Source organism: candidate division KSB1 bacterium (assembly GCA_034506255.1).
Classification (GTDB): Bacteria; Zhuqueibacterota; Zhuqueibacteria; order Zhuqueibacterales; family Zhuqueibacteraceae; genus Coneutiohabitans; species Coneutiohabitans thermophilus.
Genome location: JAPDPX010000006.1, coordinates 74005 through 97618, shown reverse-complemented (window position 1 = coordinate 97618; position 23614 = coordinate 74005). Strand labels below are relative to the sequence as shown.

Sequence of the window (23614 nt, the reverse complement as noted above, 5' to 3'; positions counted from 1 at the left end):
ACCAACACTCCGCTCGCCCATGGAACACAGCACGAACGGCCTCAGCCTGTCCATCTTCTTTCCGGTCTATAATGACTGGGGAACGATTGGGAGCCTGGCGGCTTTGGCGATCGCCACCGCCGAGCAGATCACCAGCGATTACGAGATCATTCTCATCAATGATGGCAGTGGCGAGAGCACGGTCGAGGTTCTGAACTTTTTGGAGAAGGCTTTCCCGCAAATCCGCGTGGTGCACCACAAAAAGAACCGCGGTTACGGCGGTGCGCTCAAGAGCGGCTTTGCCGCCGCCACCAAGGAATTCATTTTTTACACCGATGGCGACGCCCAGTACGACGTGCGTGAGCTCAAGAAGCTGGTGGCTGCGATGCGCCCGGGCATCGACATTGTCAATGGCTACAAGATCAAACGGCACGATCCCTGGTATCGCATCGTCATCGGCCGGCTTTATCACACCGTCACCCGGCTGGCTTTCGGCTTCACCATCCGTGACGTCGACTGCGATTTTCGGCTGATGCGGCGCAGCATCTTCGAGAAAATTCATCTCGAGCACAACAGCGGTGTCATTTGTGTGGAGATGATCAAGAAGATGCACGATGCCGGCTGCCGTTTCGCGGAGGTGCCGGTCACCCATTTTCATCGCGCCAGCGGCAAATCGACCTTCTTTCGGTTCCGCCGCATCGCACGCGTCGGCCTCGATCTCGCCCGGCTGTGGTGGCGGCTCGTCATCAAGAAGGAATCTCTATCGCGACAACCGGTTCATGCAAGACCTCACGAAGCCGTTTCATGACAAAAATGTCATGATCACAGGAGGGCTGGGATTCATCGGTTCCAACCTCGCCATTCGCCTGGCCAGCGCGGGCGCGCGTGTCACCGTGGTCGATTCATTGATCGATGACTATGGTGGCAACCTCTTCAACCTGCACGGCTATGAAGACCGCCTGCGCATCAACATCGCCGATGTGCGCACCCGCTCGACCATGAATTATCTCGTGCGCGGCCAGCATTACATCTTCAACCTCGCCGGCCAGGTCAGCCACATCGACAGCATGGAAAACCCCTACAATGATCTGGAAATCAATTGTATCAGCCAGTTGTCGCTTCTCGAAGCCTGCCGGCGCTTCAATCCCGGCGTGAAAATCGTTTTTGCCGGCACGCGCCAGCAATACGGCAAGCCGCAATACCTGCCGGTGGACGAACGCCATCTCATGCTGCCCACTGATGTCAACGGCATCAACAAGATGGCGGGCGAAATGTACCACCTGCTGTACAACAACGTCTATGGCATCCGCGCCTGTTCGCTGCGGCTGACCAACACCTACGGTCCGCGCATGCTGATGAAGCACAACCGCCAGGGTTTCATTGGTGTGTTCATCCGCCAGGCGATCAACGGCGAGTGCATCAAGCTTTTCGGCGACGGCAAACAGCGCCGGGACTACAATTACGTCGATGATGTCGTCGATGCCTTCCTGCTTGCCGCCGCCGACGATCGTGCCAACGGGGAAGCCTTCAACCTCGGCGGCCTGGAAGTGTTCAGCCTGCTGCGTTTCGTCGAGATCCTGCTCGAGATCACCGGCAGCGGCTCCTATGAAATCGTGCCCTTTCCCGAGGAAAAGAAGCGTATCGACATCGGCGACTACTACGGCAACTATGAAAAGATCCGCAGCCTGCTGGGCTGGGAGCCGCAGGTGCGGTTGCGTGAAGGCTTGGAGCGCACCGTCGAGTATTTCCGCAACTACAAACAGTACTACTGGCCCAAGCATGAAAATTCCCTTTCTTGACATGACGCGCCAGCATGTGACGCTGCAACCCGAGATCGAGGCGGCCATGGCACGGGTGTGCCGGCGCGCCTGGTTCATCCTGGGTGAAGAGCTGGAGGCATTCGAGCAGGAGTTTGCCGCCTATCTCGGAGCACGCTTCGGCGTGGGCGTCGGCTCCGGCACGGAAGCCCTGCACCTGGCACTGCTGGCCTGCGGCGTGCAACCCGGCGACGAAGTCATCACCGTGCCCAACACCGCAGTGCCCACCATTTCCGCCATCTCCTTCGCGCAAGCCACGCCGGTGTTGGTGGATATCGACCCCGACACCTTCACCATGAACGTGGCACAGGTGGAAGCAGCGATCACCGCCCGCACCAGAGTGCTGCTGCCGGTGCATCTCTACGGCCAGACTGCCGATCTTGCGCCGTTGCTTGAAATCGCGCGGCGGCACAATTTGCGGGTGGTGGAGGATGCCTGTCAGGCTCATGGTGCCACCTACGGACGCCGCAAAGCCGGAACCTGCGGTGACGCCGGGTGCTTCAGCTTTTATCCCAGCAAGAACCTGGGCGCGTATGGTGACGCCGGCCTGGTCTGCACGGATCAGCCGGAAATCGCCGAGCGTCTGCGGCTGTTGCGCAATTACGGCCAGACCCGGCGTTATTACCACGCCACCAAGGGGTTCAACAGCCGGCTCGACGAGTTGCAGGCCGCGATTTTGCGCACCAAGCTGCCCCATCTCGACCGCTGGAATGCGCGCCGGCAGGAGCTGGCGCAGCGCTATGACGAGCTGTTGCGTGACCTGCCCCTGACCCTGCCACGGCGGGCCGCCCACGGCCAGCATGTTTTTCATCTCTATGTGGTGCGCACCCCGCAGCGCGATCAACTCTGCGCGTTCCTGACGGAGCGCGGCGTACAAACCATCATTCACTATCCGGTGCCGGTGCATCTGCAGGAAGCGTATCGCGATCTCAACCTGGCGGCCGGTTGTCTGCCCGAAGCCGAGCATGCCGCGCGTGAGATCGTTTCGCTGCCGCTTTATCCCGAAATGCGGGCGGAAGAAATCGAATTTGTCGCCGCCTGCATTCGCGAGTTCTTTCAAAAGCACTGAACCGGTGCCGCTTGCCGCCGCCGGCAATTCAGGCACTGCGCCCCGCGTCGTCACGGTTTAAAAATTTTCATGGCGGGATGCTTCGTTGTAACGTGGCCCGGCCCTCTCCCGGCTGCCCACCGGCGGAAGCGTGCGCAACAGCGTTTTTGTGGTGGCATTACATCGCGGCCTGCCGAGGATTGTGCATGTCGAGTTCCTCCACCCTCATGCTCCCCCACGAGTACCGCCGCATGTTTGAGGCGGAAACTTCACACTGGTGGTATCATGCCCTCCATCAGTGGATCGCCGCCAGCCTGCGGCGTTATCTTCCCGAAGGCAGTTGTGTGCTCGATGCCGGCTGTGGCACCGGCGCCTCTTTGGCGCTGTTGCAGTCATTGCGTTACCGTGCGCTGGGATTCGACCTCGCCCCCGCCGGTTTGCAGCTTGCCGCCAGTCGTGAGCCACTGCACGGCAGATTATGTTGTGCCTCGGTGACCAGACTGCCTTTTCCCAGTTACAGCTTTGATGCCATCATCAGCTCCGATGTCCTGTATCTGTTGCCCGATGAGCAGGAGGCTGCGGCACTCGTGGAAATGCGGCGGGTGCTGAAACCGGGCGGCATCCTGCTGCTCAATTTGCCAGCCTACGAGTGGCTGCGCGGGGAGCATGACCAGGCGGTGGCGACGCAACGGCGTTACACCGCTGCAGGCTTGCAACGAAAACTCGAGAGGGCCGGCTTCGAGATTGTTCGGTTGGAATATCGTTACCTGATGTTCCTGCCCGTTGTCGCAGTGGTGCGCCGCCTTTGGCGCCGTGGCCGCCCTGAAGCTGCCGCTGTCAGCTCGGACCTCTCCCTTAATCACTCCCTGCTCAACGCCTGCTTGACCCACTTGATCCGGCTGGAAGAGCGGCTGGGCCAGTTTATTCGCCGGCCGTTTGGCAGCTCGGTGAGTGCGGTCGTAAAAGTTCCAGGTTGAAACAGGCGTTCGTGAGTGGTCACTTGTTTTTATCGTGGCTCTTTTGTGGATTGGGCGCGCGCCTTTTGTGAACAAACGTTGTCGGTGTAATCATCTGAAAATATTGCTGCTCCAAGCTCACCGCAACAACCCAGCCGGACCTCCCACCTCCCAACCAGTTGGATTGAGTTTTGCTGAGTCAACAACCGCTGCACAAACGTGACACTTTTTATCCACCTTTGCCAATGACTGAAGGGTGAGATGGAACCTCTCCTGTTCAAATCCAAAGTCGTGGTTGTCGTTCTCTGCGCCCTGGTGCTGATCGTCGGCTATTTCATTGCCCCCAACCGCCGCCGTTTTCTGCTGGCGTATGGCACGGTGACCGCCGGCTTTCAGATCGAGATGCTGCTGACCTTCTTCGGCGCTGGCCTCACTCTCAGCTATCTGGCATTTCTCGCCCTGTTGCTGCAGTCGTTTCTGGAGCCCCGGCGGGACCTGCCTCACCCCAAGCCGCGAGTGCTGTGGCCGTGGCTCGGCCTGCTGCTGTTCTCGGCGCTCGCCATCAGCAAGGCCATCGACGCCAACATGGCGCGCGCGCCTTTCGTGCTGTTCGGGTTCGATCTCATCATGTTCTTTGCGGTGTTGCGCACGGTGAAGACGCCGGATGACATCCGTTTCTATGTCGGCTGCCTGATGGCGGCGGTGCTGGTGCAGAGCGTGCTGGGTCTGCTGCAATTCAAGATCCCGTTTTTCAAAGTCGGGGTCATCGATCATTATCAATCCTACATGTGGTGGCGGGCGAAGGGCACCTTTTTTCATGCCAACCACCTGGGCATGTTTTTCCTGCTCATGCTGCCGCTGGTGGCACGCTACGTCATCGCTGCCATGGCCGAGCGCAATGCGAAGTGGATCACCTATGGTTTTGTCACCTTCGGCATCGGTTTCATGGCATTGCTCGCCACCTACAATCGCGGTTCGTGGGGCGGTTTGATTTTCGGCATGCTGATCATGCTGGCGGTGGATTTCACCAACCGCGGGGTGAAGATTCGGCGGGTGCTGTCGAATCTGCTGGCGCTGGCTTTTCTGCTGGGCGGCCTGCTGTCGATCAAGTTCGCCCCGAAAATTTATGATCGGGTTTTCAAAGATGACGCCGAAGGCCAGCTCGAGGGCCGCGGCCAGCAGATGGAGGAGACCATCCCGCTGATCATGCGCAACCCTGTCATCGGGGTGGGCTACAACAATGACCGCTTCTATGCCTCGGTCATTTTCGTGCACAATGTCTACATGCTGATCGCGGCGGAAACCGGCCTGCCGGGTCTGGTCTGTTTTCTGTGGTTTCTCTTTGAAATTTTCCGGGAGATTTGGGCGGTGAGCCGCTCGGCGGTGCTCTATGCCGCGAACTATGCCCGCGGCGCGCTCGCCAGCCTGCTGGGCTTCTGTCTGGCCTCCTGGGTCGGTCCGGATTTTTGGATCAATTACGGTGTGCAGGCCTATTTCTGGCTGATGCTGGCACTGCTCTACAGCGTCAGCCGTTTGAAACGCGTGGTGCTGTTCAAACAAAAACAGGCAGCATTGGCCCAGAAAAAGCAGCCCGTGCTTGCAACCTCATGAAACTTGATCAACACAATCTTTCGCCGACTCCCCCGGTGGCGGCGGCCGGCAGGGCCCGCCGCCTGGGGCTGGCTGTGGCGCTTTTTCCCTTCCTCAGCATTCCGCTGATCGGTGCGCAGTTTTATTTCCGTCACGATGATTCCGCCCTGCTGTTGTGGGCCAAGGAATTCACCGCGCCGCTCCATCATGCACTGTCGCCTGATCCCGCCGTCAACGGCTTTGACAAATACCCCGGCATGGGGCCCTACTGGCGGCCGTTCATCTATCTTTACATCAAGGGACTGTGGGAAATGTTCGGCACAACACCCGGCCCCTATTATGTCGTCGGTGGCGTGTTGTTCATGAGTGCGGTTTATTTCCTCTTCCGGATCGCGGAGCAGCGCTGGGGCCTGGCCGTTGCGGTGTGGAGCTGCCTGGCGTTGCTGGCCGCCTTCCACGGCACGATGTACAATCTCTATCATCTCACCATTCAGGTTTCGTTTTTCTATCAACTGGCGCTGCTTTTCTTCTTTTGGGATTATCTGCAGCGGCAACGCGGGTGGTCGCTGGCGGGGATGTTGCTGTTTCTGGTGCCGGCCATGGGACGGCAAACCACGCCGGTGCTGATGGTCGCGATCCTGGTGGCGGAATGGCTGGGACGGCGCGGTCAGCGCCTGGATTTCCTGCGCCGGAACTGGCCGGCGCTGTTGCTGCTGCCCCCGGCGTTTTATCTCATCTCGTTTTCTCCGCAGACCAGCGAAGGCTCGGTGCTGGCGGAGGGGCCACATCTCGCGGCGATCATCGCCTTTTTGCGCGAACGCTTCTTCTATTATGGTGGCCTGCTCACCAGCGGCGTCACCGGCATCCTGCTGCTCACACTGCTCGGCGGCGGCGTCTGGCAGCATCTCCTCCAGCAGGCCGGCAGCCGGTTCCGTCGCGACAGGCTTGCAGGGCTCTGGCTGCCACTCACGCTGATCGTGACTTTCACGGTGATGGCTTTGCCGCCGCTGGCCATCTACTGGCTGGTGTTCTGCTGCCTTTATCTGTTTGTCCGGGATGAGCAGGTGCGCATGCCCATTGCCTGGGCGGGCGCCTCGCTGATTTGTTTTCTTTCCGCCAGGTACTATCACAACGGATACTTGCTGGAATCCGGTTTTGCGTTTGCGATGGCTCTGGGGGTTTTAATCGTGCGGCTGTCGCAGCCGCTGGCGGGATGGTGGCAGCGGCAGATCTGCACGTCGCGCCGCCGGGTGCCGCTGCTGGCCGGGGGTGCCCTGGTGATGGCGGTGCCGTTGGCGGTCGTGCTCTCCGGCCGTGTGCCCGCGCTGTCCGAGCCGTTTGAAGTGGTACAGATCGCGATTGATTCCAATCAAAATTTTCAGCAGGTGATGCATTACCTGCAGCGTGAGCTGCCGGCCGGCGCGCAGCTTTATGAGTTTTCCGAGGAGGAACTGGGTTTGACGCGCTTTGACCGGCGCCATCTCCCGCTGCGCGAGCGCGCCCGCCGCGTCAAAATCATGAACGCAGAGGACAAGCTCAACATGCTGCGCGTGCTCGGCCGCGACGATCTGCAAATCCATGCGGCCGCCGATTGGCCGGGCGCCGGCCCAAATCCGCAGGCCTATTTTCTGGCGGCCAACGCTTTCGAAAGAGAATTGGCGCACCAGCGCTTTACCCTGGCGCTGGTGCGGGAATTCAAACGCCCCACCGACTCGGCCGCGCTTTTTCGCTGGCCGGCCGACCGGCAGGACCTCCCCGCGGCTGCCCCCGCAGCGGAACTCCTGCCGCCACAACCGTGACGACGTTCCCGCCATGAAAATTTTGATGATCGACAAGTATCACTTCATCAAGGGCGGTGCCGAGCGCTATTTCTTCGAGCTCAAGCGCGTGCTCGAACGCCACGGCCACGAAGTGATCCCCTTCGCAATGCAGCACCCCGACAATTTCCCCTCGGCCTGGTCGGATTATTTTGTCTCCAACATCGAGTACAACGGCCACACCGGGCTGCGCCGTTTTGCGGCTGCGCCCAAAATTTTCGGCCGCATGCTTTATTCCACCGAAGCCCGGGCCAGGGTCGAGCGCCTCGTCGATCGAGTCAGGCCCGATCTCGTTCATTTGCACATGATCGATCATCAAATCTCGCCCTCGATCCTGCATGTGTTTCAGCGCCACGGCATTCCGGTGCTGCAAACCTGCCACCAATACAAGCTGGTCTGCCCGAGCTATCGCCTGCTGGTCATGCGTGAGAATCGCCTGTGTGAAAAATGCGTGCAGGGCCGCTTCTATCATGCCGTGCTCGAGCGCTGCCATAAAGACTCGCTTGCCGCCAGCGCCATGGTGGCGGCGGAATCCTACCTGCACCGGTGGATGAAGATTTACGACATCATCCGCCTGTTTCACGTGCCCAGCCGCTTCCTCGGCGAAAAGTTGCGGCAAAGCGGCGTGGCCGCCCAGCGCGTCTGGCACCAGTTCTACACCATCGAGATGGCGGATTTCCCCTACTCGCCCGAGTGTGACGATTACTTCGTTTACTACGGCCGCCTCTCGGCGGAGAAGGGCATCCTCACCCTGCTGCGGGCGATGCAGCATGTGAAGGTCTCGAAGCTGCTGATCATCGGCGATGGGCCGCAACGGCCGGAGCTCGAACAATTTGTCGTGACGCATGGCCTCGCCAATGTCGTGTTTCTCGGCAATCGCAGCGCGCGGGAATTGGTGACGCTGGTGGGGCGGGCAAAATTCGTGGTGGTGCCGAGTGAATGGTATGACAACTCGCCCCTGGTGATTTACGAATCCTTCTCGATGGGCAAGCCCGTGATTGCCACCCGGCTGGGCGGCATGCCCGAGTTGATCGAAGACGGCGTCAATGGCCGTTTGTTCGATGCCAAAGATCATGTGACGTTGACAAAACTGATACAGGCGCTGCTTCATGACGAGACAGGGTTAAAGGCCATGAGCCGCGCGGCCCGTGGCACTGCCGAGCGGGAGTTCGATCCGGAAGTGCATTACCAGCGCATCCACGCGGTTTATCAGCGCCTGCGGAACTGAGTGCGAAACGGCGGTAATGCGCGTGCCTCCACCGGTTTTGTTCTTTGAATCCATGCCGTTGCTGCATCGCAGCCACCCTGGTTTTGTCAGAGTCCCCGCACATTGACCGCCCGGTTGGCTGTTGGCAGCCCGGCCGCGCCCCGGATGCACGCAGCGATTCGGCTTTGCTGGTATGAAACTCTCTTCCGCTGAGCTTGTGGTATGGACTTTGTGATGAGTTTTCACCAATCGGATGCGGCAAATGCCGGCCGAAAATCGTGCAGGAGAATGACAATGGTTGCGAGGCGGCGGGCAGCCCCGTGAACACAGGAATTTGTGAAGGACTCAAATTGGAGGAGTCGAGCATGCATGCCGTGAAGTGGCACAGAATGGCGGTCATGGTCATGATGGTGTTGCTGCTGCCGCTGCCGAGCCGCAGCCAAACCCGCAATCATCCCTATCCGCGCACCGCCCTGTTTCAATGGGAGGGCGCGCCGGAGGAGTGGTATGCCAAATTTGATCTGGTGATGAGCCGCAACGACCAGCCGGACTGGGCGCGCCGCGTCAAGCGTCTCAATCCCAATGTGATGTTGCTGCCCGCCAAGGACTGGAACAAGGGCAACGAAATTCCCGGCTTCCAGGAGCAGTGGTTCGTGCCCACCTCGCGGGGCGGCCGCATCGAGCTCTACGGCAGTGATTCCTGGTTCACGGATCTCTCCGATCTTTGTCCGCGCGTCAATGGCAAACGCTATGTTGATTTTCTGGTGGATTATTTGACGACGGCCATCGATCACTCCGTGTTCGACGGGGTGGCGACCGACGGCATCTACGGCCGTGAGCACATGACCTACAATCTGGGTGCCGGCCGTTCGATTCCCGACATCGACCTCGACCGCAACAGCCAGAATGATTTGAATGAGCCCGGCAAGGGCAGCAGTTGGGTAATCAACCACTGGCAGGCGGGCATCGACGAGCTGCTGGCGGAGTTGCGGCGCCGCCTGGGTCCCAATCAGATTATCCTGCTCAACTCCGGCACGACTCATGGCTGGGGCTGGGAGGTGACCAACGGCATGGTCGCGGAACACACCAGCGGCGTGTTCGATCCAAATTTCTTTTTCACCACCTATCGCAGCCTGATGAACCGCGCCCATCAGCCGGTGGTGTCGCTGCTGAACGCCAATCCGGAGGGCCGCGATCAGGAACGGGCCAGCCCCTCGAAAACCTACTACCGCCACCAGCGCTTCATGCTGGGTGTGGCGATGTGTTTCGACTGGTATTTCGAATATGAAGACCTGGAATCCGGCGAGCATTACTACAATCAGTACTATGACGAGTTCGCCGTGAAGATCGGCTATCCCACCAGCGGCCCGCACAAGATTCTCGGTGAGGTGTGGGTGCGCTTTTTCGATGACGGTGCAGTGATCACCAATGTCACCGGCAAAGACGTGACAGTATCCGACGCGGATTTGCGCGGGCTGAGCGGCTACAACGGGCCCTACTATCGTTTCCGCGGCGGCCAGGATCCGGATTTCAACAACGGCGAGCAATTCCGCCAGGTCACGCTGCAGGGCCATATTGTCATCGCCTACGGCGGGGACAAGATGATCGCCGGGGACGGCATTTTGCTGACCCGCTCGCCGCGCGTGGTGGTGGCCGACATCATTCTCGATGACTCGCCCGGCAGCACCACTGCCGGCGGCGCCAACACCGAGTTCATCGGCAACTGGACGCGCATCGAAGATTGCCGCAACGGCAGCAAGCACTACACCCTGCGCTGTGCGCCCTGGATGAATCTGCTGACCCACCGCCGCGCAGAGGCGGGCAACGGTGAAGCGCGCGCGGTGTACCGGCCGAATCTCGGGCTTTCGGGCGAATATGAAGTTTTCGAATGGCACGGCCAACTGGGGAATTCCGATGACGCGGTGAGCGAGGGCGACAATGTGCCCTATCTCATTCGTCATGACGGCGGCGAAACCGTCGTGCGGGTGAATCAGCGGATCAATGCCGGGCAGTGGAACTCGCTCGGCACGTTCACGTTCACGCGCGGCGGGGATCATGCCGTGACCATCACCAACCAGGCCAACGGTCCGGTCATCGCCGACGCCATCAAATTTGTCTATGGCGGCGGCACACCGCCACCCAATTATGATCCGGCGCCGGCGCCGCCGCGCAACGTCAGAATCGGCAATTGATCACCATCTTTATTTCTGAACCTCCGCCGTTGTGTCCGATGACTGACTGGAAGAACAAACTCGCCTACCACTTGAGCGGCCGAAACCGGCGCAGGAAGTTCGATTATTTCATGCAGGTGTTTGCGCCGGATGCCACGACACAAATCCTGGATGTCGGCGCGGCCGAGGAGGAATACAGCGAAACCGACAACCTGCTCGAACGGCTCTATCCCCATCCCGGCAACCTCACGGTGTTGGGCATCGATTGTTACCGCAAGTTTCGTCAGCGCTATCCGGCGGTGCGTGCGCTGGTGTATGACGGCCGGAAATTTCCGTTTCCGGATCAGAGTTTCGACCTGTGCTGGTCGAATGCCGTGCTGGAGCATGTCGGCAACCGCGACCGCCAGATTCTTTTTCTCAAGGAAATTCGACGGGTGGCGCGCAATGCATTCGTGACCACGCCCAACAAGTTTTTCCCGGTGGAAGTTCACACCCGCACACCCCTGCTGCACTATCTGCCCAAGCCGGTATTCGAGCGCTATCTGCAGTGGGTGGGAAAAAGCTGGGCCACTGGTGACTACATGTTTTTGCTCTCGCGGCGCGACCTGCAAAAGCTGCTGCATGCCGCCGGCATCACGCATTACCTCATCCGGCGCAACCATCTCTTCGGCTTCACCCTCGATTTCGTGGTGCTGTTCGGAGAGAAGTTCGAAACGGACGGCCAACCGCGGGCGCGCGTGCGCTAGCGCGCCGGTGGCTACCAGTCATGCCGTGGCTCCCGCGGGCGTATTGTTGCAAGATTTGATTCGGGATGTGCCGTTTTAACCAGGAGGACATATGGCCGTATTATCCATCACCCAGGGTCATGACACCGGTGCCGTCATCGTCCGCGACGGACGCATACTGGCCGCCATCAGCGAGGAGCGCCTCTCCCGCATCAAAATGGACACGCAGTTTCCGGCGCGCTCCATCAACGCCGTGATGGAGATTGCCGGGGTCAAGCCCGAAGACATCCAGCATGTCGTGATTCCGGAGCTGCGCAAGGGCGAGGACATCTTCAAGAACCTGTTTCCGAAATATCCCAGAAGCGTCTTTGCCGGTGCCAATGGCGAGCTGACCTTCGGCGACCGCGTGCGGCAGGTGGTGATGTCCGGCAGCCTGCTCCTGAAAACCTATCCGCGCATGGCGGTGCTCTATCGCCGTTATGAAAAGCGTTTGCGGGAGATGTTTCCGCATGCCCGGCTGCATCGTGTCGAGCATCACCTCACCCATGCCGCCTCTGCTTATTACACCAGCGGCTTCGACAAAGCCATCGTGATCACCGGCGACGCCTGGGGCGATTTTGTCTCGACCATGATCTGTCTCGGCGAAGGCAAAAAATTGACCCCGGTGCATCGCTGCTATTATCCCAATTCACTCGGGCACTACTATCAGAGCCTGACCAACTGGCTCGGCTTTCGCGGCGGCCGGCACGAGGGCAAGATTTTGGGCCTGGCGGCGTTCGGCAACCCCAACGCGCCGGTTTATGATGAAATCAAGGGCCTGCTGGTGTGCGACGGGCTGGATGTGCATGCACCCGGCATGATGGGAAAAATCTGGCATAAAAAGATGCCTTTCGCCGGCAGCAGCATGATGAGCCGGCTGATTGCGCAGTACAAACGGGAAGACATTGCCGCCGCCTTTCAACGCCGTTTCGAAGAAGTGGTGACCACCCTGGTGCGCAATGCCATGGCGCGTTTCAAGATCGACAACATCTGCCTGGCGGGCGGCATCTTCGCCAACGTGAAACTGAACCAGCGCGTTTTCGAAGTGCCGGGGGTCAAGCGCATCTACATCTTCCCCAACATGGGTGACGGCGGCGTCTGTGCCGGCGGCGCGCTGTATTACGACATCAATCAGAACGGTTCCCAGGGCAGCGCCCTGCCACATGCCTATCTCGGCCCGGATTACACCGAGAAGCAGATGGAGAAGGCCCTGCGCGACAAGGGCGTGCCGTTTGAATATCACAAGGACATCGCAGTCAAGGTCGCCGAGCTGCTCCTGCAAAACAAAGTGGTGGCGCGCTTCAACGGCGCGATGGAATACGGCCCGCGCGCACTCGGCAACCGCTCGATCCTCTATCCCGCGGTTGATCCCGCGGTCAACAAATGGTTGAACGAGCGGCTGAAGCGCACCGAGTTCATGCCATTCGCGCCGGTCACGCTGATGGAGGAGGCACATCGCTGCTACAAGAATCTCGCCGGCGCCGAGTTTCCGGCGCGCTTCATGACCATCACCTTCGACTGTACCGACTTCATGCGCACCAAATCGCCGGCCGCCGTGCACGTCGACAACACCGCGCGTCCGCAACTCATCGACGAAAAAACCAATCCCAGCTACTATCGCATTTTGCTGGAATATTACAAGCGCTCCGGCATCCCCAGCGTGGTCAACACCAGCTTCAATATGCACGAGGAGCCGATCGTTTGCTCGCCGGAAGACGCGATTCGCGCCTTCCAGCTTGGCCACCTCGATTATCTCGCCCTCGGGCCCTTCCTGGTCAAGGGCCAGAATCAGAACTGACGGATGCCCGCCTCTCCCGGCGGTGCGGAAATTGCCGCCTGCGCCGGGCCGCTGGCGCGGTGCCAACAGGCCGGCCGGGCGACTTGCTCGTGAAACGGACATGTCCACCCTGCAACGATTTTTTCGCAACACCTCCGTGTTGCTGCTCGCGAATGCTCTGCAGCCGGTGTTGTCGTTTTACCTGGTCGTGACGATCAGCCGGAGGTTGCAGGTCGAGGGGCTGGGCGCCTATGCCACGGTGTTCAACTATCAGGCGATCTTTCAAATCATATCGGCCTTCGGGCTGAAAAACCTGCTCACCCGCAATGTGGCGCAGCAGAAGGAACTGGCCTGGCACCATCTCTGGCATGCCAGTCTGGCGGTGGTGCCGTTTTCCCTGCTCAGCATGCTGCTGCTCATCCTGCTCACCGCCGCTTTGCAGTACGGCGCGCCGGTGTTGTGGGCCACGGTGATTGTCAGCCTGTCCCTGCTGGCAGCAGCCTGGGCGGAGGTGTGCGAAGGCGTGCTGGCCGGCCTCGAGCGCTTGCATGTGGTGGGATACAGCGCCGTGGTCGAAAATGCCCTGCGTGTGATCCTCAGCCTGTTCGCGCTGGCACAGGGTTTTGGTTTGCTGGCACTGGTCTGGGTCTTTGTGGCCTGCCGCTTCGGCCGCGCGCTCTTTTACTTCACCCATCTGCACCGCCTGCTGGCGGCGACGCAGCCGTCCGGGCGGTTTCACTTTGACCGCGCCTTTGCCCTGCGTCTGGTGAGCCAGGCCCGCGTGTTTGCCCTGACCATGGTCTGTGTCACGGTTTACTGGAAACTCGATGTTTCCCTGCTTTCCAAACTGCGGGACATGGAGGAAGTCGGGTTGTACAGCGCGGCTTATCGTTTTTTGATGCTGGCGCTGGTGGTGGTGGACAGTTTTGTGAACTCGCTTTTTCCCATCATTTCGAACTACTACCGCGCCGGCCGCACCGCCGGGGAAGGCGGCGGCTCCTTCGAGGTGGCGTGCAAAAAAGGTCTGCAGCTTTTGCTCGTGCTCACGGTGCCGGTGGCGCTCGCCCTCTCGCTGCTGGCGGATCCGATCATTGATCTGATTTATGGCGAACAATTCGCCGCGGCCGCGGCGGTGCTGCGTGTGCTGATCTGGGTGGTGGTGCCCTACGCCGCCTCGCAGATTTTTGCCTACGCTCTGGTCGCCAGCAACAACCAGCGCTATGATCTGTGGGTCAATGCGCTCAGCATGCTGGCCAATCTCGCGCTGAACGGGTTGTTGATCCGGCGCTTTGGGTACATGGGCGCCACCTGGGCGGCAGTGGCTGCGATTGTGGTGTATGTGGTGCTGCAAGTGCCGTTCGTTTTCCGGCAGGTGATTCACTTTGAAAGCCGGCCGCTCTGGCAGGGCGGCCTGAAGCTGGTGGCGGCCGCCGCCTGTATGGCGGGCACCCTGCTGTTGTTTGCCAAAATGCAAATTTGGTTTTTGATGCCACTGGCGTTTTTCATATACTTGCTGGCGGTGTGGGTGGTCGGCGTTTTTTCCAAGCAGGATTGGGCGCTCGCCACCCGCTTTTTGAAATGAATTGCAGTCCCGGTCTCCCAGGCAAGGAATCTTTTCATGGTTTGGCAAGCTCTCCCGCATTGCGGCTGTCTTCCTCCGCTGTGGCAGGATGACCGTGGCGTTTGGTGGAACAACCGTGCCTGCTGATTCTTCTCACACACAACGCCTTCCCGTTCTGCTCTATCATCGCATTGATGACGAGGCCGACAAGCACTGGCGCCGCTTCTGTGTGGCGCCCGGCCGTTTCGCCGAGCAGATGGCCTGGCTGGCCGCGCAGGGGTATCGCACCATTGATTTGCACGCCCTGCTCGATTATTATGAGCACGGCCGGCCCGTACCGGAAAAGGCGATGGTCATCACGTTCGATGACGGCTATTATTGCAACTACAGCCGCGCCTTCCCGGTGATGGCCAAATTCAATTTCACCGGCACGATTTTCCTGGCCGCCCATCTGATGCGGACGGCGGAAGCCGCGCCACCCGAGGGCCGGCACAGCTTCCTGTCCTGGCCGGAGATTCATGAAATGCAGGCGCACGGCTGGAGCTTTCAATCGCACGGCCTGGCGCATGTGAACCTGACCACGCTCGCGGCCGCGCCGTTGTGGCACGAGGTGGCTCACTCCCGCACGCTGCTCGCGGAAAAGCTCGGCCGGCCGGTGGATTTTTTCTGCTATCCTTTCGCCGGTTTCAACGCGCAGGTGATGGCAGCGGTTGCCAAAGCGGGCTATCGCGGCGCCTGTGGCGGACCGCCGTTCTATGCCGGCGGCCCGGCCAGCCCCTTTGCCATCGGCCGCACCGAGATTTTGTGGCAGGATTCGTTCGCGCAATTCCGTTTCAAAGTGCAGCAGGGATTGGGTTATTACTATTTCACACGGCGACAGTTGGGCAAAATCAAACGCCTGCTGTTGCAGAGGTGACGGGGTGTTATGGTCATCACGTATTTCAGCTACCTGTGGGATATCGAGGGCATTTCCGCCGGCTCGGCGATCAAGGCCAGGGAGTTTTTGGCGGCGATGGAGCGCCTGGGACACACCACCCATCTGCACTGGCGCGTGCCGCAGCCGGCGCCGCACGCGAACGTGGCGCAACGGGCGAAGGAGCGGTTGCTCAAACCGCTGCTGCAAAAATATCTGCACGAACCCAAGCGCCTGCTGCGCAATGCCAAATACCTCTGGCAGGAACAACGGATTCTCACGCGCGAACGGCCGGATATTCTGCTGAACCGGCTCGAACTGTACACGTTCTCCGCGCTCTGGCTGGCACGCCGGCTCGGTCTGCCGCTGGTGATCGAAGCCGACTGCCCGCCCACGCACGAGCACATGAATTTCTACGGCAAAGAGTTTCTGCATCTCGGCAATCTTCCCATGCAGATCGAGATGGCCAATTTGCGCGGCGCCGATGCCATCATTGCCATCTCGAACATCCTCGCCAACTACTACATCGAACGCGGCATCGCGCGCGAGAAAATTCATGTGATCCCCAACGCCGTGGACGCCGGCAAATTCGTGCCGCGGCCCAAGGATCAGGCCTTGCTGCGCGAGCTGGGCCTGGAAAACCGCACGGTGATCGGCTGGGTGGGCTCGCTCTATGGCTGGAGCGGCATTGAAAATCTCATCGGCATGGCGCGCCACCTGCTTGCCCATCGCCCCCAGGTCAGTTTTTTGCTGGTGGGCGGCGGCAAAAACAAGGAATTCTTTCAGCAGCAGTTGCACACCAACGGCTATGCTCCGCGTGTCGTGCTGCCCGGCACCGTGCCGCACAGCGAGGTACCGCGTTATCTCTCCTGCATGGACATCGTGCTGGCGCCTTATCCCAAACTGGACTTTTGGTATCCCTCGTCGGTGAAGCTTTTCGAATACATGGCCTCCGGCAAGGCCACGGTGGCCACGCGCGTGGGCCAGGTGGCGGAAATCATCGAAGAGGGCAAAAACGGTCTGCTCTTCGATCCCGCGCGCCCCGGCGAGTTGACCGAGAAAGTGCTGGCGCTGGTGGATTCTGAGGAGAAACGCCGGCAGCTTGGCGAACAGGCGCGGCGCGACGTGCTGGCGAAATGGACCTGGGAACACATGGCGCGTCGCATGCTGGCTGTGTTCGAAGAGGTTTTGCAGCGCCGCCGCCGGCCGGCCGGCCGGCGTTGAGTTGCCGGTGGCGCCGGCGGTGGGAAAACGGCAGGGCCGCGGCGCGAATCAGCGCCCGGTCCGGCCCGGCAGACGGGCGGGTGGCGGCCGCGCGGAGGCATCTTGCACGTGTGACAACGATTCAATTCTTTCCAACAGCACAAAGGAGCACAGACAGTCATGAAAGTACTGATCACGGGTGGAGCGGGATTTATCGGTTCGCATCTCACTGATGCCTTGTTGCAGCGCGGCCACACCGTCACCATCATCGATGATCTCTCCACCGGCAAACTGGAGAACATCGCCCACGTCCGCGCCTTTCCCAATTTCCATTTCGCCATCGAGACCATCATGAACGAAACCGTAATGGACCGCCTGGTGAGCGAATGCGATCTCATCTTTCACCTTGCCTCCGCTGTCGGCGTGGAACTGATCGTCAACCGGCCGGTGGAGGTCATCGAGCGGTGCGTGCTGGGCACCGAGATCGTGCTCAAGATCGCCAACCGCTACAAGAGAAAAGTGCTGCTCACTTCGACTTCCGAAGTTTACGGCAAGAGCACCAAGGTGCCTTTTAGCGAGGAAGATGACCGCATTCTTGGCCCCACCACCAAAAGCCGCTGGAGTTATTCCTGCTCCAAAGCCATCGACGAGTTTCTGGCGCTGGCCTATTACAAGGAGATGAAGCTGCCGGTGGTGATCGTGCGGCTGTTCAACACGGTCGGGCCGCGCCAGACCGGGCAGTATGGCATGGTGGTGCCGCGTTTCGTGCAGGCGGCGATGCACAACAAACCGTTGCGCGTCTACGGCGACGGCACGCAGTCGCGCTGTTTTGGCTATGTTGGCGACGTGGTGCAGGCCTTGATTGCGCTGGCCAGCCACCCCCAGGCCGTCGGCCAGATCTTCAACATCGGCAGCAATGAAGAAGTGACGATCATGGAACTTGCCGAACGGGTCAGGGCCATCATCGGCAGCAGCTCCGAGATCGTGAAAGTGCCCTACTCCGAGGCCTATGAAGCCGGCTTCGAGGACATGCAGCGCCGGGTGCCCGATCTCACCAAAATCAAACGTCTGATCGGTTACGAGCCGAGCGTGAAACTCGACCAGATCATCCGCTCGATCTGGGAATATTTTCAGGAAAAGGAAAAGAACGGCCACCCGGAAGGCGGCCGGGCGTTGCTGGAATCCGTGTTTCACGATTATGAACGGTTATAGCCGGCCGACGGGCATCCGGTGAAATGATTCGGCCATGAGGACATGGTGCGGCTGCCCGGCGGGCGCACGTGACACGCCGCGCGGGGCGGCCCGCCCGATTGGTGGGATTTTGTGATGATGAGGCATAACGAGAGACAATCACGGCGTTTGCGCGTGCTGCAGGTGGTGGATGGCTTTCGCATGGGCGGCGCCGAAAACAAATTGTGGGAGTTGATCGCGCGGCTGGATCGCAACAAATACGAGATCCTGCTCGCCACCGTGGGGCCGAGCGGTCCGCTGCGGCCCCGATTTGAAAAGCTCGACATCGAGATTTTCGATTTTTGCCGGCGCTGGTCTTTTGATCCGCAGCCGCTCTTTCGCCTGTACCGCCTGATGAAGCAGCGCCGCATTGACATCGTGCAGACCACACTGTTCTGGGCCGATGTTATCGGTGCATTCGCCGCGAAAATGGCCGGCGTCCCCGCCATTCTCTCGTGGGAAACCGTGTCACACGAGGGCGATCCCTATCACAACAATGTGCAGCGCCGCAGCGGGTATCGTCTGGCGATGGCCTGCGCGGATTTGATCGTGGCGGTTTCGCACGAGGTCAAGCAATCGCTGGTGCGGCGCCGCGGCATCCCTGCCGGCAAGATTCGCGTGATTCACTATGGCGTCGATCTCGAACAGTTTCATCCCAACGGCCGCGACACGGTGCTGGCGAAACGCCGGGAGCTCGGCATTCACCCGGAGAGCTTTTTGCTCGGCACGGTGGCGCGCCTGGAGCCGTGGAAGGGCCATCGCTATTTGATCGAGGCCTTTGCCCAGCTTGCCCCGCAATTCCCCGATGTGCATCTCGTGTTCGTCGGGGACGGCTCGCTGCGTGCCGAGCTGGAAGCGCAGGCGCAGCGGCTCGGGGTGCGCCACCGCATTTTCTTCCTGGGCGTGCGGCAGGACGTGGCGCAGTGGGTGAATGCGATCGATCTCTTCGTGCTGCCGTCGTTGCCGGGCGAGGGGCTGCCCAATGTGCTGCTGGAGGCCATGGCTTGCCGCAAGCCGGTGATTGCCACGCGCGTCGGCGGTGTGCCCGAGTTGGTGCGGCCCGGGGAGAACGGCTTTCTGGTTCCACCCGGCGAAGTTGCGGCTCTGCGCGAAGTGCTGCAGCAGGTCCTGCGTGATCGCTCCTGTCTCGCCCAACTCGGCCGGAACGCGCGCGCCACCGTGGAGAACAGTTTCACGCTGCAGCAGCAAATTGCAGCCTTCGAGGAGACTCTCGATACCCTGTTTGCCCGCAAGTCGCAGCGGTGATGGTCCGTGAGCGCACGTTGCCACGACAGCTTTTGCCGGCGCGTCATTCGCCGCCGTCATGCCGCCCTGTATTCTTTTGCCTGGCCACCCCGCGGGATTGCGCTGCTGCCGACCCCGGTCGCAGGCGGTGAAGCCCGGTTATGGTGGTTGGTTGCTTTTCTTCATTGCACGACAACATGGACGAAGGCAGGTATCAAAAACTTCTGGCGCTGGAAGTGGGCTTGATCAGGCGTCGCACCTGGCTGCGCGGCCTGCTGACAGGCGCCCTGCTCACCCTGCTGCTGATCGGCGGCATCGCCGCTTATTTCTGGCTCAATCGCGACAAGTATCTGCAGGTTGCGATGAGCTGGGTGGCGGGGGATTTGTTTTACGAGCTGTCGCGCTGCTTCCCCGATGGTTACGTCACCAACAACAAGGAAAAATTCGTCACCACGCTCGATGCCTTTGTCAACGCCGCCTCGCGCGAGCAAGTGACGAAATATGACCTGCAGCAACTCGCCAACACACTGGTGGCCCACCTTGCAGATCGCCGCCTGACCTACAAGGAGGTCGATGAGATTTTGCTGCTCATGGAAATCGCGGCGCGCCATGGCCAGAACCACGCCTCCGCAACTTCGACGACCGTGGCGCATCATCCTTATCCGCGCACGGCCATCTTTCAATGGGGCGGCGCTCCGGACGAATGGTACGCCAAATTCGATCTGGTGATGACGCGCCATGACGACCCCGCCTGGGGCCGGCGCATCAAGAAACTCAATCCCAACGTGATGCTGCTGCCGGCCAAAGACTGGAACAAGGGCAATGAGATTCCCGGCTTTCAAGAGGCCTGGTTCGCGGTCGATTCCCAGGGCCGCCGCCTTCCGCTTTATGGTGAAGATTCCTGGTTTTCGGATTTTTCCGATCTCTGTCCAAAGGTTCAGGGCCGGCGCTATATCGACTTCCTGCTCGATTTTCTCACCCAGGAGATCGATCATACCGTGTTTGCCGGCGTGGCGACCGACGGCATCTACGGCCGCGAGCATTTGACCTACCAGCTCGGGCCCGGCCGCGACCTCCCGGACATCGACCTCGACCGCAACGGGCAAAACGATCTCGATGAACGCGGCAAGGGCAAAACCTGGGTGATCGAACACTGGCAGGCGGGCATTGACGAACTGCTGCGCAAATTACGCGAGCGCCTGGGGCCGAATCAGATCATTCTGCTCAACTCGGGCACGGCCCACAACTTCGGCTGGGAGGAGACCAACGGCATGGTGTCGGAACACACCAGCGGCATCTTCGATCAGAATTTCTTTTTCACCACCTACCGCACGCTGATGAATCGTGCACACAAGCCGGTGGTCTCGTTGTTGAACGGCAACCCCGAAGGCCGCGACCCGCGCAAACCCTCGCCCTCACGCAACTATTTTCAACACGCGCGTTTTCTGCTGGGGGTGGCAATGTGTTTCGACTGGTATTTCGAGTATGAAGACCTGGAATCCGGCGAGCATTACTACAATCAATACTATGACGAGCTGGCGGTGAAGATCGGCCATCCCACCAGCGAAGTGCAGCGCCTGCGCGATCACATCTGGGTGCGCTTTTTCGATGACGGCGCGGTGATCGTCAATGTCACCGGCGGTCTGGCGGAGATTGAAGATGAGGACCTGCAGTCCCTGAACGGTTATAACGGCCCATACTATCGCTTTCAAGGCGGGCAGGAGCCGGATTTCAACAACGGCCAGCTTTTCACCACCGTGCAGCTCAAAGGCCATGAATTCGAGGCCGCCGGCCAGGCCACGATGATCGTCGGCGATGCCATTCTGCTGACCCGCACGCCGCGCACCGTGGTGGCGGACATCATCCTCGATGATTCCCACAGCAGCACGAGCGCGGGCAGCCGCGACCCGGAATTCCTCGGCGACTGGACGCCGCAATGCGATGATGGGTTCGATTTCTATACTTTGCGCTGCGCGCCCTGGCAAAATTTGTACGGCTTTCGCACCGCCGCGCCGGGCAGCGGCGAAGCCCGCGCGATTTACCGGCCGGGCATCGGGGTCTCCGGAGACTATGAAGTTTTCGAATGGCACGGCCAGTACGGCAAAACCGTCGCCACGGCGCGCGAGGGTACGAATGTGCCGCATCACATTCGTTTCGCCGGTGGTGAGAAAACCGTGCTGGTCGATCAAAGCCGTGCCTCCGGCCGCTGGAATTCGCTGGGCGTCTATCGCTTCGAGCGCGGTGGCGAAGCCGCCATCACCATCAGCAACAAGGCCGACGGCCCGGTGATTGCGGATGCCATCAAGCTGGTCTATCTCGGCAGCCGCGCGGCGGCTCGAACCGCCACGGCGCACTGAGCCGCACGCATGGATCCTGCCACGACCCGGCCGCAGCCGCGAGAGGTTGAAAATTTTCACGGCATGAGGGGGCGAGAACCCCGGCACCGCCAGGGTGGAAAAGCGGCGTGCCGGTGTTTCGCGCTGCGGCCAAATTCCCCCCACCCTGTCACCACACTCCAGCACACCGCCACGGGCTGCGGCGAATCTTGCCGCCGGTGTTGGCTTCTGCGATTTTTTTTGTTAGATTGCCGGCCGGGCTTGTTCCGAGGGTCACAAAAATGGCGCAGCGCAGACTGCCCTCTGCCTGCAGGCAGGCGATGTCTGCGTGGCATTTTCTTGTGATCAGTGTGTCGTCTGTTTGAAGCGAGCGCTGTGATCCGGTGGTGAACCTGGCGAGTCAGGTTAAAATGGCCGCCGCGTGTTTGCCGGTCAACTTGCAAATGACGCGCGTTTTTTTGCCGTGGCATACCTGCTGAAGAGAACCTCGCATGAATCATTCCCCTTCTCTCAATACCCGCACGATTTCCTTTGCGCCGGTGACACTCTCGGCCGACACCCCGCCGCTGGTTTGCGCCCGCCAGCTCATTCTCGAACGTGCGGTGGAGATGGCGCGCGGCGAAGAAGGCACACGCCGCGGCGAGGACATCGAAGCGCTGCATGACATGCGTGTGTGGTCGCGGCGTCTGCGCGAGGCGCTGGAGATTTTTTCCTTTTGCTTCCCCGAGCGGCAGTATGAGCGGTTGTATAACCGCGTACGGCAGGTCACCCGCACGCTGGGCGCGGCGCGCAATGCCGATGTGGCGGTGGCCTACTTTACCGAACAACTTGACCATGCGACGGAGCTGCTGGAGCGCTTCGCCCTCGAAGATTTGCTGCGCCGGCTGGTGAAGCAGCAAAAGCGCGAACGCGGGCGCATGCAGCAACGCCTGAGCAAAAAGGTCAAAGTGGCGGAATTGCCGGCCGCGTTCGAAAGTGTTTTTCAAAAACTCGCGCACGTGTCGTCCGCCCGGCGGCGTGGCCCGCGCACCGCCGGCCGGCTGGCCCGCACCCTGCTCGGGCAGCGCTTGCAGGAGGTGTTCAAGGTGCGCGCCGCCCTTGCTGGCGAAGATCATGTCGAGGGACTGCACAATTTGCGCATTGCTGTCAAAAAGCTGCGCTATGCCCTGGAAGTGCTCGGCTTCGCAGCCGGGGAGGCTGCCGCCGGGAGTCTGGGCTTCTTCAAGAAACTGCAAACCGTGCTGGGCGATTTGCACGACCGCGATGTTTTCCTCGCGCTGGTGCAGGAACGCTCTGCCTCGTTGCAGCAGCAGCCTTTTTCCAGCCTGCTGCTGCAAGGCTACGAGAAAGTGTTCGCCCGTCTGGCGGGCGAACGCCATCGGTTTTATGCAAAATATTTCGAGCTCTTTGGCCGGGCCACTCTGGCGGAATGGCGCAAGCGGCTGGTGCCGCCCCTGCCGCGGCCGGCGACTCCCAAAACCGAAGCGCCCGCACCACCGGCGGCCGTGAATTGATGGCCTCGCAACTGTCCGGCACTGAATTTTGCATGCTGGCTTGCTGTTGCCCGGAAGAGATGGCGTGTTTACAAAACTCCGTCTGGAGACATTCGAAGTTTGCGAGTCTTTAATTCCATCAGGAGTGGTCTGTAGAATTTCTCATGATCTGGCGCGGTTTTTTGAGCAGGGCCAAGCAGGTCACTCCTGCCGGAGTTTGGGGAGATGCGATATGCCGCCTCCCTAAAAACAGGTCACTCCCGCCGGAGTTGATGACACGTCAGCCTGCAAAATTTTTCTTATGCACCACCCCCTGGGGGTTGGCCGTCGCGATCAAAGCGGCGTTTCTCGCGGAGGAAATCAATCTGGGTGCAAAATTCAGGTTAAATTAAGGCAAAGTTCAGGCAGCCAAACTCTTACCGCCGGGTTATGCCGGCAAAGCTGTGGCAATACATGACAAATCCACGGAACGCCTTTTCTGACTGCGGAAGAGGCCGCAGCCAGCCA

17 protein-coding genes are annotated in these 23614 nt (G+C 60.3%); all 17 read left to right on the top strand.

Features of this window, described 5'->3' with window-relative positions; genetic code table 11:
• The first annotated feature begins 19 nt into the window (after positions 1-19).
• Entirely contained in the window at positions 20-787 is a 768-nt protein-coding gene (locus ONB52_13415) for a glycosyltransferase family 2 protein (protein ID MDZ7417135.1), read from the top strand.
• Entirely contained in the window at positions 759-1778 is a 1020-nt protein-coding gene (locus ONB52_13410) for an NAD-dependent epimerase/dehydratase family protein (protein ID MDZ7417134.1), read from the top strand. The genes ONB52_13415 and ONB52_13410 overlap by 29 nt, the downstream gene beginning before the upstream one ends.
• Positions 1759-2865, top strand: coding sequence for a DegT/DnrJ/EryC1/StrS family aminotransferase (locus ONB52_13405; protein MDZ7417133.1), 1107 nt, complete (start codon positions 1759-1761; stop codon positions 2863-2865). Before ONB52_13410 ends, ONB52_13405 begins: the two co-directional genes overlap by 20 nt.
• 185 nt (positions 2866-3050) lie before the next feature.
• Positions 3051-3821: a class I SAM-dependent methyltransferase gene (locus ONB52_13400; GenBank protein MDZ7417132.1), complete on the top strand. Its 771-nt coding sequence runs from the start codon at positions 3051-3053 to the stop codon at positions 3819-3821.
• A gap of 240 nt (positions 3822-4061) precedes the next feature.
• Positions 4062-5411, top strand: a complete 1350-nt coding sequence (locus ONB52_13395; GenBank protein ID MDZ7417131.1) for an O-antigen ligase family protein — start codon at positions 4062-4064, stop codon at positions 5409-5411.
• Positions 5408-7189 (top strand): hypothetical protein, encoded by a 1782-nt coding sequence (locus tag ONB52_13390; GenBank protein ID MDZ7417130.1) that lies wholly within the window; start codon positions 5408-5410, stop codon positions 7187-7189. The genes ONB52_13395 and ONB52_13390 overlap by 4 nt, the downstream gene beginning before the upstream one ends.
• Positions 7190-7202: 13 nt before the next feature.
• The gene (locus ONB52_13385) at positions 7203-8435 is read left to right on the top strand and encodes a glycosyltransferase family 4 protein (GenBank protein ID MDZ7417129.1); all 1233 of its coding nucleotides are present in this window, start codon (positions 7203-7205) and stop codon (positions 8433-8435) included.
• 344 nt (positions 8436-8779) lie between these two features.
• Complete coding sequence (locus tag ONB52_13380; GenBank protein ID MDZ7417128.1) at positions 8780-10606, top strand: hypothetical protein; 1827 nt, start codon at positions 8780-8782, stop codon at positions 10604-10606.
• A gap of 38 nt (positions 10607-10644) precedes the next feature.
• Positions 10645-11331 (top strand): class I SAM-dependent methyltransferase, encoded by a 687-nt coding sequence (locus tag ONB52_13375; protein ID MDZ7417127.1) that lies wholly within the window; start codon positions 10645-10647, stop codon positions 11329-11331.
• Positions 11332-11422: 91 nt separating this feature from the next.
• Positions 11423-13147, top strand: coding sequence for a carbamoyltransferase (locus ONB52_13370; GenBank protein ID MDZ7417126.1), 1725 nt, complete (start codon positions 11423-11425; stop codon positions 13145-13147).
• A gap of 100 nt (positions 13148-13247) precedes the next feature.
• Positions 13248-14708 (top strand): flippase, encoded by a 1461-nt coding sequence (locus ONB52_13365; protein ID MDZ7417125.1) that lies wholly within the window; start codon positions 13248-13250, stop codon positions 14706-14708.
• Between the two features lie 115 nt (positions 14709-14823).
• Positions 14824-15603, top strand: coding sequence for a polysaccharide deacetylase family protein (locus tag ONB52_13360; protein MDZ7417124.1), 780 nt, complete (start codon positions 14824-14826; stop codon positions 15601-15603).
• A gap of 9 nt (positions 15604-15612) precedes the next feature.
• Positions 15613-16824, top strand: coding sequence for a glycosyltransferase family 4 protein (locus ONB52_13355; protein ID MDZ7417123.1), 1212 nt, complete (start codon positions 15613-15615; stop codon positions 16822-16824).
• Positions 16825-16983: 159 nt separating this feature from the next.
• Positions 16984-18015 carry a GDP-mannose 4,6-dehydratase gene (locus ONB52_13350; protein ID MDZ7417122.1) on the top strand — a complete coding sequence of 344 codons (1032 nt, stop codon included), beginning with the start codon at positions 16984-16986 and terminating at the stop codon, positions 18013-18015.
• Between the two features lie 114 nt (positions 18016-18129).
• Positions 18130-19299 carry a glycosyltransferase gene (locus ONB52_13345; GenBank protein ID MDZ7417121.1) on the top strand — a complete coding sequence of 390 codons (1170 nt, stop codon included), beginning with the start codon at positions 18130-18132 and terminating at the stop codon, positions 19297-19299.
• 176 nt (positions 19300-19475) lie between these two features.
• Positions 19476-21635, top strand: coding sequence for a hypothetical protein (locus ONB52_13340; protein ID MDZ7417120.1), 2160 nt, complete (start codon positions 19476-19478; stop codon positions 21633-21635).
• A 470-nt stretch (positions 21636-22105) separates the two neighbouring features.
• The gene (locus tag ONB52_13335) at positions 22106-23128 is read left to right on the top strand and encodes a CHAD domain-containing protein (GenBank protein ID MDZ7417119.1); all 1023 of its coding nucleotides are present in this window, start codon (positions 22106-22108) and stop codon (positions 23126-23128) included.
• Positions 23129-23614 lie beyond the last annotated feature (486 nt).